The following is a 15,052-nucleotide window of genomic DNA, read 5'->3' on the forward strand; positions in this document are numbered from 1 at the left end:
TGTTTATATTGAGCCCCGGTATTTTCTTTGTTTGTCATGATTTATAAGCATACCCAGGCTAATGTGCCCATCAGTCATATCCCTCAGCGTCTCTCCCTCCGACCAAACCACCAGACATAAAGAGTTAGCGGCAACATCAGCACAAGGGAACAGATATACGGCAGGGTGTGATCGATCTGGTACAGGCTGGTACCGAAAATCGGCCCCAGCACAAATCCTGCCGCCGGGCAGGAGGAAACCAACCCGCTGACTGCTCCTTGTTCATTGGGGCCGACCGCTAAAGAAGCCCCGGCGGTAAATCCCGGCGAGACCATGCCCAGTCCTAACCCCAACACCCCCAGAAAGACGACCAGTGTGGCGATGCTGTCGGCAAACAAGAGCAAGCCGTAGCTTGTCATCAATATTGGCAGGCCGAAGGTCATCAGCCGAATCGGGGTCAATTTCAATCGACCCGCCAGAAAAGCCTGGGCAAAGAATGACATACAAGCGGCAACCATCATCCCAGACCCGAGAGCTTGGGCGGTGTCCTTGCCATCAAGGACGAAACGATCCTGTATGTAGAAGCCGATAGTCTGGCTTGTCATTGAAAAGGCAAGGAATGTCAGGAACCCGACCAGGATGTATGGGAAGTAGCGCTTGTCTAACAGTTTCAGCTTCTGCCTGGTCTCTGAACGAGGTACTGAGAGGGGTGGCTCCCGTAATATGATAACCAGCAGGACCGTGCTGACCAAGGCGATGGCGACGCCTATGTAGAGGGGCGTCAGCAAACCGATAGTGGCGAGAATGCCGCAGGTGGCCGGACCGAGGATTGCGCCAAGAGTCCTGGCCGCACCCAGGCGTCCCATCCCTGCGACGCGTTGCCCTGCGCTGGTGGTGTCGGCGATGTAGGCCGAGGCGGCGCTGGGAGCTGCCGACATCAGCGAAGCCATCAAGACCCGTGCTGAGATGACCAGAAGGTAGAGCGTCATCCCGGAAAGCAACCCTTTAAGGCCAAAGGTGAAGACAGCGGCGAAAAGAGCGGCGCCCAAAGTGTAGCCGACCATCCCCAACAGCAGTACCGGTTTGCGACCCCAAAGGTCGCTCTTGCGCCCCCATAACGGGCTGGTCAAGGTGAAAGCAAGGGACGAGCAGGAGATGATCAGGCCGACCTGGATCTCTGCAAAACCGACTTCGCGACCGAGAGGTGCCAAAAGGGTAAAGGTCATCGACTGGCCGATCCCGGTGGCGAGTACGCTGAACATGACCAACGGGGTGGCAAGGCTGGATATGGGTTTATTGGGAAGGCCTGAGGACGACATAGTTTTACTTTATCACCAGAGAGGCTCCATTAGGCCAACAAAGAATACTCGCTCAGACTTGATCTGACACTGAATGTCAGGTTTGGTCGAAACCAGAAAGGCATCGAGCTGTTTTTATAAATCACGATTTGTGAGACGAAAACTGGCTTCTTATTGATAGCGGCATTCAGTAAGCTCTTTAATACACAAAACTTTAGCCACTAGGGTTCAATCCTTGTTGGCTGTTTTTATAAATCACGATTTGTGAGACGAAAACTGGCTTCTTATTGATAGCGGCATTCAGTAAGCTCTTTAATACACAAAACTTTAGCCACTAGGGTTCAATCCTTGTTGGCCGTTTTTTTTTGATTTTAGTTCATTTGGGGTCGCAGTTGGCGCAAACGAATACCATTCGTTGTGAATTATTAAATCTCTTGATAATGACCCCTTAGTGAACTAGTCTCTCGCAGGATTAAAATGTCTTATTTAATTGGAGTGGGGTCAATGGAAAGACTGATTAGAGTTGAGCTAAAAGATGGGGCAATTTGCTGTATGGCAAAAAAGGCTTTTTATATTTTTCTAGCACAAAGCAAAGTAGTTAAATTTGAACGTTCAGATGGATGGGTTTCCCCTGATGAAGTCCCCACAAGAGATATGTTAGGGGCAGGCAGCTACAGCGGCCCAGAACGTAGATATTCATAAGTGGATTCTAAAAGTCCCTATGCTGTGGGCCGATTAAGAAGTTTAACCCTTGCCACCTTTAACTGTTGGTAAGGGCTTTTTATTAACACGGCTTCTGAGAGGAAAAACGGCTACTTATTGATAGAGACCTTCGGTAAGCTCATTAATACACAGAACGATGGCCGCCTGGATCAATTCCGCGCGGCCATTTTTATTGATCTGGTTTGGTACGAATAATACATTTCGGACAATTTCGCGCACTCAAAACAATGCGAAAGGATCAATAATAATCTTTAATTGCTTGAATAGTGCGAGATCGACTCTCATCGGAACTCTTCGGTGAAATCCCGGCGCTGGGGTTCGCTCCCCAACATCACCAGCTCACAATCCGGTTCAAGGACCATTGAGGCCGTCGCCGGGATGACTTCGCCATCGGGTCGACGCAGCGCTAACACATTGAGACCAGTCCGAGCACGGATATGGCTAGACACCAGAACCTCTCCAGCCAGGCTTGCAGGCACGGGCACATAAAAGAGGTCGAACCCCTCACCCAGAATCACTGACTCTCGATGCTGTAACAGTGACATAATCGTCTCGGCCCCAAGGGATGCGTAACTCAGCACGAAGTCGGCGCCAGCCCGGTGGATCGCTTCAATGTTACGCTCGTGAGTGATGCGGCTAATCACCCGAAGCTCCGGGTTCAGCCGACGGCAGTACACCGCCAGATAGATGTTCATGGCATCATCATTCGTGGTGAGCAGCACGCTGGGGGCGTCGGCCAACCCCGCACCCATGAGCAGTTCCAGATCAGCCGCGTCGCCAATGAACAACTGGTCGGCGACACCCTCCAGAGAGCTCCTTAGAGCCTCCTCGCGTTCGATCATGTGAACAGTCACACCACGACTCCGGAGAGTTCGGGTGGTGACGCAGCCCACTTCACCACCACCGATTACGAGCACCGGGTTGAAATTGGTGTTGTAAATCACCAGATAAGTATCGAGCTTAGTGATCTGTTCGCTGGTCCCCATCACCACCGGAAAACTACCGTCAGCAAGGACTGTATCTGGCGTAACCGGGATCAGGCGTCCCCGCTCCCACACCGCCACTACATTCAGGCCGAAGGTCTCCCTAATCTGTATATCCCGAAGAGGACGACCGGCCAGCGGGGTGTTGTGCACCGGGAACTCCGCGATCAGGAGATCTCCCAGCCGCCCGACCACGTGGCAGTGGAGATGCCCGGCACTGACACGGTTGGCGAGATGCTCCCCTAGCCGGAGTTTGAGGGGCAGAACGTGATTACTGCCACTCAGCTCCAGCAAGTCGATGGACTGCTCGTGCTCCGCCACCGCAGCAATGGGCACTTGCGGAGAGAGGTCCCGGATCGTCAGGGTTACGTTGGTGTTGGTCGTGTCGGCGCAGTTGGCAACAACCATCCGGGCTTTCGTCACCTCCAAGGCCTCGTAGGTGGCCCGGTTCTCTACTCCCCCGGTCACCACCGGCACGCCGTCAATGTGCAGTTGCACGGCTTTGACCGGGTCCGGTTCGATCACAAAGTGGGTGATGCCATGTAGTCGCAACCTCGGCAGCAACGACGTGGCCAGGCTGTCGAGGCAGCATAAGATGACATGGCCTTGAGTTCCGGGAGATACTGCCCTGGGCGCATGAAACCGCATTCGGGACTCCATCCACGGTGCGTAGAAGAACCGGATGAATACGAACGGCAGCACGACCAGGAGCAGCACAACGCCGGTCAGGAGAACCACGATACTGAACAGGCGACCCAAATCGCTGTGGAAGGTGATGTCGCCGAACCCGAGGGTGGTCATGACCGTGAGAGCCCAATAAATTCCCGTAACCCAAGAGTGTTCCTGCCCCTCGACGTGATACATGATTAGGTGGAAGCCGGCGGCAAAAAGCACCACGGTCACTATCAGCAAGAGCGAATAGCTTACCAGGGCCCTGATATTGGGACGAGAGCGTACAGGGAGAAGAAGAGACAACAACTGGCTCGTGAGAAACTTCATTGAGCATCCTTGCAAACATGAGTCGTTCTTGAGAAACAGATTTATCGCTTTAGACCATAGTTATATACTCAGAAAACCATATATCTGTTATTAAGCCACCGCCTCCCGGGTTATTCTCACCTCAATCTCTGGCAGAAAAATCCCCCAAGGGGCCATTGTAACCTGAAGATACCATAGTTGAAACTATTGTCTGTGAAGAATTTAATGACGCAGAGGGGAAGCCATTCTTAAAAGCCAGGGGCAGTGAGAATTATTCTTCGTTTCTGTTAACCTAAAGAACATCGAACAATGCAGGACAAATTATGATAAGAACATAAAAAGGTTAGCAAAACCTGTCGGGATTTAAGTTTGGAATGTTGTCCATAACGTGGATTAAAGAAGTGGTCGATTTGGAGACTTTCAATTTAAAAAGTCACTTGAGGTCCTCGAATTTTGAGGAGAACGTATGACAGAACACAACAGTAGCAAGAATGAGTTCCAAGTTGATGACGCAGATTTCAGAAGGATGGTCGAGAATCATAGCGCTGTAATCTACATCGTAGATCTATCGGACTTCTCGATAATTGATGCGAACCAGTCTGCGTTGGATTTTTATGGATACGACCGCGAGACCATGTTGACGAAAAGAATCCCTGACTTAAACACAACGGCCGAAGATGAGATACGAAGCGAAATACAAAAGTCCGTTAAGGAAGGAAGATCCTTCTATATTTTCAAACACAGACTTGCTAACGGTACAATACGGGATGTAGAGATTTATGCAAACCCGGTGAAAATGGGCGATCGGGAGTTGTCTCTCTCGATCGTGCACGACATCACCGAGCGCATACAAGCCGAGAAAATATTGGCAGATAGCCGAGAAGTACTCGCAAAAACTGAGTGTCTCGGAAAGGTTGGTAGCTGGGAATTTAATATTGATACCGGAAAACAAACTTGGTCGAAAGGAGTCTACGACATTCATGAAGTAGGCTACGATTACGACCCCACGGTCAGTAAAGGAGTAGCTTTCTATACCCAAGAGTCAAGGTCATCAATTGCATCGGCAGTAAAGCAAGCTGTCGAACAAGGCGAGCCGTTTGATGTTGAGTTGGAGATTAAAACCGCAAAAGCTAATCTTCGCAAAGTTCACGCAATCGGAAAACCGGATTTAGAGAACCGTCGTGTTCATGGTTTTTTTCAAGACATCACCGAGCGTAAAATTGCGGAGACCCTCCTCAAGGAGTCAAATGAGGAGTTGGATGCTTTTGTTCAAACAGTCGCTCACGATTTGCGCTCCCCGATTACCCCCATCATAGGTTATGCAGAAATTCTTCGAGAGAATTACAAGGGTCAACTTGACGAGCAAGGGTTGTCTTATTTATCAGAAATTGAAAAAGCAGCGGCAGAGATGCTGTCGTTGATGGAAAGTCTTCTTTCTCTGGCTCGGGCAGGGACTCTGAAACGTCCTATTGAGCCTGTTTCAACCGATGAGGTTGTGGCGGGGGTAATCAAGAATCTAGGAACAAACATCACCAGCTCTGGGGTCGTTTTGCAAATAAACCCAATGCCCTCGGTCCGAGTGCCAAAGACCTACTTAACCCAAATTTTCGACAACCTTATCAGCAATGCCATCCGTTACGCTGGGAAGAATGGCGGTCTTGTTGAGGTTGGCGGAGAGCAAACAGGAAAACAAAAAAGATTTTTTGTCCGTGACCATGGCCCTGGTATCTCTGAACAGGAACGCAAACATATCTTTGAAATCTTCTATCGAGGAACAAATAAAGGGAAGGCCAAAGGGTCAGGCATAGGATTAGCAATTGTATATAAGATCGCTCGCAATTGTGGAGGGAGGGCTTGGGTCGAGGAAACGAATGGCGGAGGTTGCACCTTCTGGGTGGAGGTCGAGGATGTCTCGCGGCCCTAAACAAGAGTAACTTTCACCGTCCCGATTCCCATATCTCACGACCCTTAAGCAGATTGATTATTTGGCATCTAGACTTACTGTAATGCCTGTTGCAACTCATTTTTACATTACCTGGGGATATTTAAAGGTATGGAACAAAATCAGACAATATCTGTCAGATCAAGCCTCGATTGCACTATTTGATAACCAGACAGTCTGATAAGGCTGCAAAATAGTCGTATCCTCCAACACTATCACCTCTCTCCCACCAATAAGCTCAAAGCGATAATCATTCAATGATAATCCTGTTAGCGTTTGCAAACAGAGATGCTGTGGCCACTCGGTCAAATTGCTGATGGCAAGTATTTCCTGAGCCCCGCCCCTTTCCTGACGGCGCACTCCAAAAAACTCATCCCCCAATGAAAGAATGTCCTGCTTGGCATCTGGATGGAAAGTCGCCTGCTGTTTGCGGATTTTAAGCAGTCGCTGTAATTCATGCAAGACCAGGCTGTTGGGAGTGAACGGGTTGTTCAATAAGCCATTAAGTTCGCCGTAATCCCACTTGCGCCGGTTGATGGAGCGGGTCCGGCCGGTTTTCTCTACCCCGGCAATATCATTGGGGGCGGCAATCAGACTCTGGATATAGAGGGCCGGGATCCCTTTAATGGCAAGCATAATGGCCTGGGAGGTCAAGAAGCGAGGGACCTGCCATTGATCAATGCCATTACTGGTTCCTCTCAGGGCATCGAAATAAGAGATATTGATCTCGTAAGGGCTGTCAGTACCATCCGGGTTGTTCTTCATGCTCACGTAACCACCAAAGCTGTGCATTGCCTCGATCAGTGCATCGAGCTCTCCTTGCGGGATCAGTCCTTCTGCCGGGCGAACACCGATACCATCGTGTGATGCCGTGAAGTTAAGGAAGGTGCAGCCTGCTGGTACACTACAGCAGCTCTCTGCCCACTTGTTCAGGTAGTGGCTGGTGCCTCGGTGCAGGGCATGTAAAAGAAGCGGGGCGAGGCTGAACTGGTAAATCATGTGCGCTTCATCGCCTTCACCGTAATAGCTCAGATTCTGGTCATTTGGCAGGTTGGTCTCTGTCAACAAAACACAATCGGGCGAGGCTGTCTCCATAATGTCACGCAGCAGTTTGACCACCTCGTGGGTTTGCTCAAGGTTGATACAGCTGGTACCGAGCTTTTTCCAGAGATAGGCGATGGCATCGAGGCGGATAAAGCGTCCACCCTGGCGCAGGTAGAGCAGCAGAACCTGGATAATTTCGAGCAGCACATTGGGGTTGGCAAAGTTGAGGTCAATCTGGTCTTCGCTGAAGGTGGACCAGACATGTTTTGTCCCCCGATGGGTATGAACCGGAGTCAAAACCTTGCTCTTGCGGGGCCTGACAACTTCGCTGAGATCGACCTGGGGGTCCATCTCGATGAAGAAATAAGAGGCCGGAGGGCGATCGTTGATAAAATCGATAAACCATAGACTCTCGCGTGAGACGTGGTTGATGACCAGGTCAATCATCAGGTCAAAATCTTGCCTGATCGCTGAGATGTCTTTCCAATCACCCAGTTCGGGGTTGACCTCTTTGTAGTCGATGACTGAGAAGCCGTCATCTGAACTGTATGGGAAAAAGGGGAGGATATGGACTGTGCTGACAAGTCCTTCCAGGTATTTTTTGAGAAATTTATTTAAAGTTTGTAGTGGCGGACGATCACTGGCAAGGATGCTGTCACCGTAAGCAATCAGGATCACATCGTTCTGGTCCCAGCGTTCATTGCGCAGGGTGCGGCTGGCAGAGATATGACTTTGCAGCAGCGAGGTGATGACATCGAGAATCAATGGTGCCTGGTTCTCTCCGTACAGGGCTTCCAGCCTGGGGTTTGTCTTCTCTATGAATTCTGTGATCGGTCTCTTTTGCATGGTTTTGTTTCTCAGCTTTGGGAACGAAGCTCTCTGTTGTCAGCTTCCACAGCTTCGTATATATGGTCAAAGATATCCGGTATTGCACTAACGACGCGGTTCCAGCTCGGCATAAATGGCGTCTCCATGGGGTTGGAGAGGAAAGCTTCACCGGCACGCATGATGTTTTCGGCAAACAGCTCGACGGCTTTCTCTTCCTTGTGACGGTCGAGAGTCAAGCCGTTAATTATGGCGTCGTTGTAATAGGCTTCAATAAAATCAAGAGCCGTGCGGTAATAGGTGGCCTTGAGGGTGCGGAAACGCTCCTGTGAAAAGACCTCTCCCTGGGTGGCGAGTTTACGAACGACCGCTTTTATAATATCCGTGCTCATGCGTGAAAGTCCGCCTGAAGCGTCGTTAACGGACAGTTCCTGGTGTTTGTGATCATAAACATCAGCGATATCGACCTGGCAGATCCGGTTGGTAGCGTAATTGCGGAACATCTCGGAGATCACTCCGATCTCAAGCCCCCAGTCACTGGGGATGCGCAGCTCGTTTAAGACATCAACCCGCATGGAAAACTCACCTGCCAGGGCGTAGCGGTAGCTGTCCATGTACTCCAGGTACTCGTTGTAGCCGAACATCTTCTGCAAAGATTTCAAAAGCGGGGTGACAAGCAACCGGCAGGCGCGACCATTCAGTTTGCCGTCTGCAATCCGTGAGTAGTAGCCTTTGCAAAACTGGTAGTGATAATTCGGGTTGGCCACAGGGTAAATCAAGCGGGCGAGCAGTTCGCGTGAATAGGTTGTGATATCGCAATCGTGCAGGGCGATTGCTTTGGCGCGGCCCGACGCAAGGATGTAACCATAGCAGTACCAGACATTGCGGCCTTTACCCATTTCGGTCGGGGCGAGCCCTTTATCTGCAAGCATCTTGTCGATAGAGCGCAGGCGGGGACCGTCGTTCCAGAGAATCCGGTGATGCTGCGGTAAACGGCCGAAATACTCTTTGGCATAGTTGAATTGCGCTTCATCGGCACGATCCAGACCAATGACGATCTCGTTCAGGTAGGGGACCTGGGTCAGTTCATCAAGAATCGGACCGAGCGCGGGACCTTCCAACTCGGAAAAAAGCGAGGGCAGAACCAGTGACATCGGGCGCCGTGTGGAGAAACGAAGCAACTCCTCTTCCAGTTGCTCAAGCGGTCGACGGGTCAGGTTGTGCAGGGTGGTGATGACGCCGTTCTGGTAGAAATTGCCCATGGTTAAACTCCTTTGTCAGTCATATCATCCAGGATGCTGTCTATTGCGATTTGCCAGCCTCTCGGGCCGAGGGCTCCGGGAGAGATGACACCTTCCGTTCGTTTCAGCTTGAGAGCGACACCGACAGCCGGTGGTATCGGCACGGCTATGTCCGCAGCTTCGAGCATGGCCTGATCATTGGGCCCATCACCGAGTGCGACGGTTGTCCATTGGCGTTCTGGCCAGGTTGCGCGATATTGATCGGTCAGCCATTGCATGGCTTGTGCCTTGTCGGTTGGCCCCATAACATGGTGAAATCGTCCGCCTTTGGTGATGTACAGATTGAGGTCAAGCAGGCGGCAGCGAAAATCCGACAAAGACTCTTCCGTGTCCTGCCAAAGTAGTGGCTCAGAGGCGGCTCTCTTTTTTGCCCGTGCGGCATCAGAGAGGCTCAACCCGGTCAGGTTGGCGACGTCTTGATGGCTCAGGTCGTAAAAGCCTTTGAAACGATACCCCGTTCTTGAACGGAGTTCATGCAACTGTGTGATCAGCTCCTGGTAGTTTGGACCAAAAGCATGCACCTCATCATCTTCCGCCGTGGCGGCGCAAGGTGTACCAAAGCTCTTGAAATAACCCTTTGCAAGGCGGACTGCGCTGCCGTTTTCAATGATGTAAGGATGCCTGTTGTTGAGTGCTTTACGTAATTGTTTGATCTCAGCCGCGGTTTTGCTCGAGTTGAAGATAAGAGGAATCCCTGCCGAGGCAAGACGCTCAATCGCCGGCAAAGCGTCTTCGCAGGAATAATCGTGATGATCAAGGAGTGTGCCGTCCAGATCTGTAAAGACAAGAAGGTCGATCATGTTACGCTATTCCCTTGTGAGTTCGTTTATTGATCTTTACTCCACTGATCAGGTGTTTTTCGTCCAGCTCAAAGACCAGGTCCGCCCGGTCCGGCATCTCTGTAAGGGTTGCCCGGGTCAGGCGTTCGTAATGCATAATAAATCTCTGCAACTCGGCAGTATTCATGATCTTGCGCCCGCTCTGAGCAGACGTTCTCCCAAGTTTGTTCTCCTGCTTGCTGCGCCACTCCATGACGCTTTTCATGCCGGGGATCTTCAGCATGACCAGAAAATCGATTTGATTAAAGAGCTCTTTATAGCCCTTCTGAAGTTGCTTGTTGACATAGCTCCTCCAGATCTGATCAGGATCTTCAAGGCGTTCGAGACTATTGACCGCTATAGCTAGGGCCTCTTCGCGCTGTGCTTTGACGCCGACACACCAGCCCTCAAAGAGCACAAGATCAATCGGGCCGGTCACCTGGCGGAAATTTTCCTCGGCAGAACGATCGTCGATCGCTTTATCGAAGAGCGGGATGCTAATTGTTTGCCCGGATTTAAGTTCTCTGAGACCAGCGAGAAGATCCAGACCGAGCGTCACATCATGGGTGCCGGGAACGCCGCGGGTTTCCAGTAACGGGTGAATCTCTTTCGCCAGCGTCTTTCGCTCTGCATGGGTCAGATAAATGTCGTCGATTGAAAACGCCGCGACACGCTTTGCAAAACCCTCTTCAATCACGACCTTCAGCAGCTTGCAAAGGGTTGTCTTTCCAGACCCCTGAGCGCCGTTGATGCCGATGACACGTGATGAATGATGATCTTCTGTCTGTTGCACAAGGCTTGCGGCCAATGGAACATAGATATCGATCAACGCCTGCTCCAGGTCGTTGTCGATCATCATCTGCTTGGTGCTGGCCAGAAAGGAGGGCCTCACCTTGTCGGCAATTCCATGAATCTCATCGTCTGTCAGGTTGTGTATGGTTGTTGTCAGCATGAAAGTTCCTTTCTCACTAAACACACATGAAGAGCATAAGACATGGATATGGTTGTTGACCAGTCATTCTCGTTACTAATCCTCCGCAGTGAAGCAGATTGAATAGTCACTACAAACACCGCAGTTCGGTGCTTTGCACATGGTCCCACCGTTGCGATCACAGACCTGTTTGAAAAGGTAACGCTTCCAGCGCATGTTCCGGTTATTCGCTGCGGCCAGAGAAGGCAGGTGGCGGTTGATGGCGGCAGTCAATTCGGGTCGCTCAAAAAAACCCATGGCGACCCAGAGATGGCCCGGGCGGCAAGTGCGGGCAGCAAGGCTATGGCAGAGCCATACAGATGTGATCAGATCCTGAGTGCCCGGTTTTGTCGGGACATGAGCCAGAAGGATTGACAAGATATCTTTGTTGATATCTGGCCGGGATTGAAACTCCGAACCGGTCCATTGTAACAGAGACTCCCGATCGACAGCTGGGAAGTATTTTCCCAAAAGGGAGAGAATATCAGAAGAGCCCAGGCCAAGGGCATCTTCCAGGGTTTGGGTTTCCTGTGCGGCAACCGCGAGCAGGCAAGCAAAGAGGTGACGGTCTGCATTTGCAACATGGTCGGGCTTCGTACTGCCCATAAGTCTCTTGTAGACAGGATCTTCGGCCGAGACTCTGGGGCCATGCTCTGTCTCGCTTTGAATGCTGGCCTGAACCGTTTCAACTCCATTACGAGCGCTTTTAACGGCGGCCTGCAACGCCTCTGCGGCCAGATTCGCACAGTAGCTACGCTCGGAAGGCAACCCTTCGAGGGCGTCATCGATTCGCTCCGCACTAATCATGCTCAGGTCGTCAAGGGTATAGCCCACCGACATATCAGCCGCGACTGCACATGCGGCCATGGAGAAACCGCAGCCGAAGACCTGATAGCGGATGTCGGAAACGCGATCGAGTTTGAGCTTAAGGGTGAAACGCACTGCCAGTCGGCTACCCCGTTCTTTTGCCTCCAGGCCCACTTCTCCGGTGCCATCAGCTTTCTTCAGGGTGCCGGCGCGACGGGTATCCGTTGCCCATTGGCGAATGGTGTCTGTGTAGCCTGTCATGGTTATCTCGAGCACTCCACCTTCACTTAGTGAGTTGACTGCTGTCATAGAAAGAATCGAAACTCGGTACGTGGAACGCGAAAATCTAAAGATTATTCTTCAGGGTGCCTGCGTCCCTCATCCCGCGCCGCTGTCGCCGCATTCGCGCACTCAAATAAAAAGTAAGCTCCGCCCTCATACAAGATGTCATTTTTTAAAGGATTGCCCACCTGTTCCCAGTTAGGAAAGCCTCTCAGTACAAGACCTTTGTGATGACGGTGAGCAATTGCCTCGCAGTGGAAGTTGCCGACAATCACGTCATAGTCTTCTACCTGTTGTTCAGCGTCTTCCAGGTCTCCGACCAGAATCTTTTCTGCCTTTATTTTCTTTAGCTGTGGAGAATCAACGGTTGATATTGCTAGGGTCACCCTACCGCCCGCGTCATAGAGCGACTGGCAGATCCCGGCAATCTGATCAGGTTCCGCAGCGACCAGAAACCGGCTTTGCCCCAGTGAAAAATGACTGTCGAGCATGGCATCCTGCAATCGCTGGCGCCAGCGTGCCACCGGTATCGGCGGGCCACTGAAACCGGTTTCTGCCAACAGGAGCTCGGCTAACGAGTCCGCCGCTTCAAGTCCATGCAGGTGCGAGAAATGATGATGACGCATCTCGGGGTTCTTCTTCCGCAAAACATTTCCACATGTTTGCATCGAATCACCGACGCTGATCACCAGACCGGCGTCACTCAACGCGCGGATTTCTTCTACGCTAATCCCGCCGCTGGAAAGGGCTGCCTGCTTCTCACCCAGATGACCATCCAGGGATCTTGACAGGTCGGGAAGGGCCCATACGTTGAAACCGAACCCTTCGATGAATTCTTTGATCTTCTCGACTTCGATCGGTTGCAGGCTGACATGAGGCAGCAACACCAGCTTGTTATCATCTGTTTCCTGAGCCGGGTTGACCAGCTGTTCGATCAGCGCCTTACAGGTTAATGCCCAACCACTTTCCAGACCGCCTTCGTAATCCGGAGTGTTGACAGTGACCAGAGGAAAGTCAATTTTTGCGGCAACGCCGCAAACATCATCACCCTTGGTTTCTGGCATGCCTGTGGTATGCAGGCCAATTAAGCTCGGCGAAATCTTCTTGGTGATGTTTTTGACCGACTCAACGATGCTGTAGTCGCCGCCATCAAGGACAGCGATGGCATCGGTGACTGCGCTGGTCTGGATGGCGATCGGTTCGCAGAAATGCCGTGTGAAGAAGACCTTGGTGAAGCTGGTGCATCCCTGGCCTCCGTGCATGAGCGGCATGCATCTGTCTACGCCAAGAAACGCCAGCGTCGCTCCCATCGGCTGGCTGAGTTTAAAGGGGTTGACCTGGAGCGGTTTGTATTTTTTACGAGCTATTTCTCCCATGGCGCCCTCCGCAAAACGTTTTTGAACACCGGGTTTTGCAGAGCATTTTTCAAGTCCTCAGCGAGATTGAGCAGACCCTCATAGCCACCGTAACATTTCTTTTTTTCCTGATTGACGTCGGCAAAAGCAATGCCCTTCTTGATCGCAGTATAGAGGCTGCGACCGCCTGCCAGAAGCAGATCGGCACCGGTCTCATCAATGATTTTAGCCTGTTCAACACCCGGGTTCATCATGAGGACACCTTTTTCACCGAGAGTCTGCCGAGCCTTTGCGCGATCATCCTCGGTGGCTTTCTTGACAGCGGTTGCCACCACTTCAATACCGAGATCCTGCAACGCTGAAGCAATTGACCAGGTTTTGTTGCCACCGGTGTTGAGCACTGCCTTTTTGCCCTGGAAGAAGGCTTGATATGGTTTTAACTTTACGGCGATGGCTGCCTCTTCTCTGGCAATCAGCTGTTCGGTTTTAGCGATCAAGTCGTCATTCCCCAGGGCCTTTGCAATGGCCCGTAAACCGTCGCTGGTATCTCGTCGGCCATAAAAGGAGAGAGAGATAGACGGGATGCCATAACGTTCTTCCATCTTCCGGGTCAGTGAAACGAGAGACTTGGCACAGACGATAACGTTGAGCTTGGCTCGATGAGCTGTACAAATCTGTGCGATGCGGCCGTCGCCGCTCAGAGTCGACAGGATGCGAATACCGAGTTCTTCCAGCAATGGCGAATATTGCCACATGTCGCCGGTAACGTTGTATTCACCGATCAGGTTAATGTCGAAGGGCGTTGTTTCCTCAGGCTCTCTGGTGCCGATCAGATGGCTGAGGGCAGCTTCACCACCAAGACGGCTACCGAGGTTCTTGCTGCCGACAAAACCGGGGGCATGTACCGGCACCATTGGAACCTTGTGTTTTTCTGCAGCCTGTTTACAGATCAGGTCAATATCATCACCAATCATAGCTGTTACGCAGGTGGCATAAACGAAGATGGCTTCAGGTTTGTAATGTTCCATAATGTAATCGATGGAAGCCGCAACTTTTTCTTCGCCGCTGAAGACCACGTCATTGATATTGATATCAGTGGTGAAACCCATCTGCGTTAAATCGCGTCTAGGATAGCTGGTCCCTGTGGCGCGGGTCTCCCATGAGGAGCCGAGACAAGTCATCGGGCCGTGTACCAGGTGGGCGGCATCAGCATAAGGGAAGAGAGAGATCTGGGCGCCCTCAAAGGCGCAACCACCTGTGGTCGCTCCAGGAGTCGGTGCGTTGCAGGCAACTTTACGGCTCTGGTTATGCGTGCAAGAACTTTCGTCCAGCAGTTCTTTGATTTTTGGCTTGTTTACCATAATGGGCTGACTCCCTGAAATTTCGTTTCAGTTAGAAATCAGTCCCGTCACATCTTCGAGAAGGGAACCGGCTTTTCCGACAGCGCTGGCGGCAAAGGAGGGGTGATGTCTTAACGTTGGGATTGAGTAGAGCAAAAGGCTTGCCATGATGGCAACAGGGCGTAAAATGGCCACTTTGCAGCTGTTTCTATCTTGTTGTACCTACTCAAGACGAACATAAACCGAGCAGGATGCCTGTTTATTGTGCACTTTCCTCCAGGCCGGCGACTTAACCAACATGAACCGGTCCCCGACAATGGATGTCAAAAGGCCGTAAAACCAAGGGGCCGTACCCCTTAACTGCAGGGACAGTCCCAAAGGCACGTCTTTTGCTATTGGTCAACGGT

At 51.5% G+C, this 15,052-nt stretch carries 13 protein-coding genes; 4 read left to right on the top strand and 9 right to left on the bottom strand.

Annotated elements, in window-relative coordinates:
* Positions 1–83: 83 nt before the first annotated feature.
* Complete coding sequence (locus P9J64_10820) at positions 84–1,241, bottom strand: MFS transporter (GenBank protein MDG5468809.1); 1,158 nt, start codon at positions 1,239–1,241, stop codon at positions 84–86.
* A 540-nt stretch (positions 1,242–1,781) separates the two neighbouring features.
* Between P9J64_10820 and P9J64_10825 the strand changes: the two genes are divergently transcribed.
* Positions 1,782–1,979: a hypothetical protein gene (locus P9J64_10825; GenBank protein ID MDG5468810.1), complete on the top strand. Its 198-nt coding sequence runs from the start codon at positions 1,782–1,784 to the stop codon at positions 1,977–1,979.
* 302 nt (positions 1,980–2,281) lie between these two features.
* Here P9J64_10825 and P9J64_10830 read toward each other — a convergent pair whose 3' ends face one another.
* Positions 2,282–3,319 (bottom strand): TrkA C-terminal domain-containing protein, encoded by a 1,038-nt coding sequence (locus P9J64_10830; protein ID MDG5468811.1) that lies wholly within the window; start codon positions 3,317–3,319, stop codon positions 2,282–2,284.
* On the opposite strand from P9J64_10830, the gene P9J64_10835 reads away from it, so the two are divergent.
* The 3 genes from P9J64_10835 (at position 3,251) to P9J64_10845 (ending at position 5,885) form a co-directional block, all read left to right on the top strand.
* The gene (locus tag P9J64_10835; protein ID MDG5468812.1) at positions 3,251–3,529 is read left to right on the top strand and encodes a hypothetical protein; all 279 of its coding nucleotides are present in this window, start codon (positions 3,251–3,253) and stop codon (positions 3,527–3,529) included. The two genes, P9J64_10830 and P9J64_10835, sit on opposite strands and share 69 nt — an antisense overlap.
* A 90-nt stretch (positions 3,530–3,619) precedes the next feature.
* On the top strand, positions 3,620–3,853 hold the full coding sequence (locus P9J64_10840) for a hypothetical protein (GenBank protein MDG5468813.1): 234 nt from the start codon (positions 3,620–3,622) through the stop codon (positions 3,851–3,853).
* A 574-nt stretch (positions 3,854–4,427) separates the two neighbouring features.
* Complete coding sequence (locus P9J64_10845; protein ID MDG5468814.1) at positions 4,428–5,885, top strand: PAS domain-containing sensor histidine kinase; 1,458 nt, start codon at positions 4,428–4,430, stop codon at positions 5,883–5,885.
* Positions 5,886–6,044: 159 nt separating this feature from the next.
* Here the strand turns inward: P9J64_10845 and P9J64_10850 are convergent, their stop codons facing one another.
* The 7 genes from P9J64_10850 to nifE form a co-directional block, all read right to left on the bottom strand.
* A complete protein-coding gene (locus P9J64_10850) occupies positions 6,045–7,793 on the bottom strand; it encodes a sugar phosphorylase (GenBank protein MDG5468815.1) in 1,749 nt (582 codons plus the stop codon).
* Between the two features lie 11 nt (positions 7,794–7,804).
* Positions 7,805–9,034 (bottom strand): glycosyl transferase, encoded by a 1,230-nt coding sequence (locus P9J64_10855; protein MDG5468816.1) that lies wholly within the window; start codon positions 9,032–9,034, stop codon positions 7,805–7,807.
* A 2-nt stretch (positions 9,035–9,036) separates the two neighbouring features.
* Positions 9,037–9,873, bottom strand: coding sequence for an HAD-IIB family hydrolase (locus P9J64_10860; protein MDG5468817.1), 837 nt, complete (start codon positions 9,871–9,873; stop codon positions 9,037–9,039).
* Between the two features lies 1 nt (position 9,874).
* On the bottom strand, positions 9,875–10,843 hold the full coding sequence (locus P9J64_10865) for a hypothetical protein (GenBank protein ID MDG5468818.1): 969 nt from the start codon (positions 10,841–10,843) through the stop codon (positions 9,875–9,877).
* Positions 10,844–10,918: 75 nt separating this feature from the next.
* Complete coding sequence (locus P9J64_10870) at positions 10,919–11,977, bottom strand: nitrogen fixation protein NifQ (protein MDG5468819.1); 1,059 nt, start codon at positions 11,975–11,977, stop codon at positions 10,919–10,921.
* A gap of 44 nt (positions 11,978–12,021) precedes the next feature.
* Positions 12,022–13,326 carry a nitrogenase iron-molybdenum cofactor biosynthesis protein NifN gene (gene nifN, locus P9J64_10875; GenBank protein ID MDG5468820.1) on the bottom strand — a complete coding sequence of 435 codons (1,305 nt, stop codon included), beginning with the start codon at positions 13,324–13,326 and terminating at the stop codon, positions 12,022–12,024.
* The gene (gene nifE, locus P9J64_10880; GenBank protein ID MDG5468821.1) at positions 13,314–14,666 is read right to left on the bottom strand and encodes a nitrogenase iron-molybdenum cofactor biosynthesis protein NifE; all 1,353 of its coding nucleotides are present in this window, start codon (positions 14,664–14,666) and stop codon (positions 13,314–13,316) included. The genes nifN and nifE overlap by 13 nt, the downstream gene beginning before the upstream one ends.
* Positions 14,667–15,052 lie beyond the last annotated feature (386 nt).

This window comes from Deltaproteobacteria bacterium IMCC39524 (assembly GCA_029667085.1).
GTDB lineage: Bacteria > Desulfobacterota > Desulfuromonadia > Desulfuromonadales > BM103 > M0040.

Bases quoted from the DNA above. Each gene is read 5' to 3' on its own strand.
- P9J64_10820 (MDG5468809.1), bottom strand. From the start codon at position 1,241: ATGTTCAGCGTACTCGCCACCGGGATCGGCCAGTCGATGACCTTTACC.
- P9J64_10825 (MDG5468810.1), top strand. From the start codon at position 1,782: ATGGAAAGACTGATTAGAGTTGAGCTAAAAGATGGGGCAATTTGCTGT.
- P9J64_10840 (MDG5468813.1), top strand. From the start codon at position 3,620: ATGAAACCGCATTCGGGACTCCATCCACGGTGCGTAGAAGAACCGGAT.
- P9J64_10845 (MDG5468814.1), top strand. From the start codon at position 4,428: ATGACAGAACACAACAGTAGCAAGAATGAGTTCCAAGTTGATGACGCA.
- P9J64_10850 (MDG5468815.1), bottom strand. From the start codon at position 7,793: ATGCAAAAGAGACCGATCACAGAATTCATAGAGAAGACAAACCCCAGG.
- P9J64_10855 (MDG5468816.1), bottom strand. From the start codon at position 9,034: ATGGGCAATTTCTACCAGAACGGCGTCATCACCACCCTGCACAACCTG.
- P9J64_10860 (MDG5468817.1), bottom strand. From the start codon at position 9,873: ATGATCGACCTTCTTGTCTTTACAGATCTGGACGGCACACTCCTTGAT.
- P9J64_10865 (MDG5468818.1), bottom strand. From the start codon at position 10,843: ATGCTGACAACAACCATACACAACCTGACAGACGATGAGATTCATGGA.
- P9J64_10870 (MDG5468819.1), bottom strand. From the start codon at position 11,977: ATGACAGCAGTCAACTCACTAAGTGAAGGTGGAGTGCTCGAGATAACC.
- nifN (MDG5468820.1), bottom strand. From the start codon at position 13,326: ATGGGAGAAATAGCTCGTAAAAAATACAAACCGCTCCAGGTCAACCCC.
- nifE (MDG5468821.1), bottom strand. From the start codon at position 14,666: ATGGTAAACAAGCCAAAAATCAAAGAACTGCTGGACGAAAGTTCTTGC.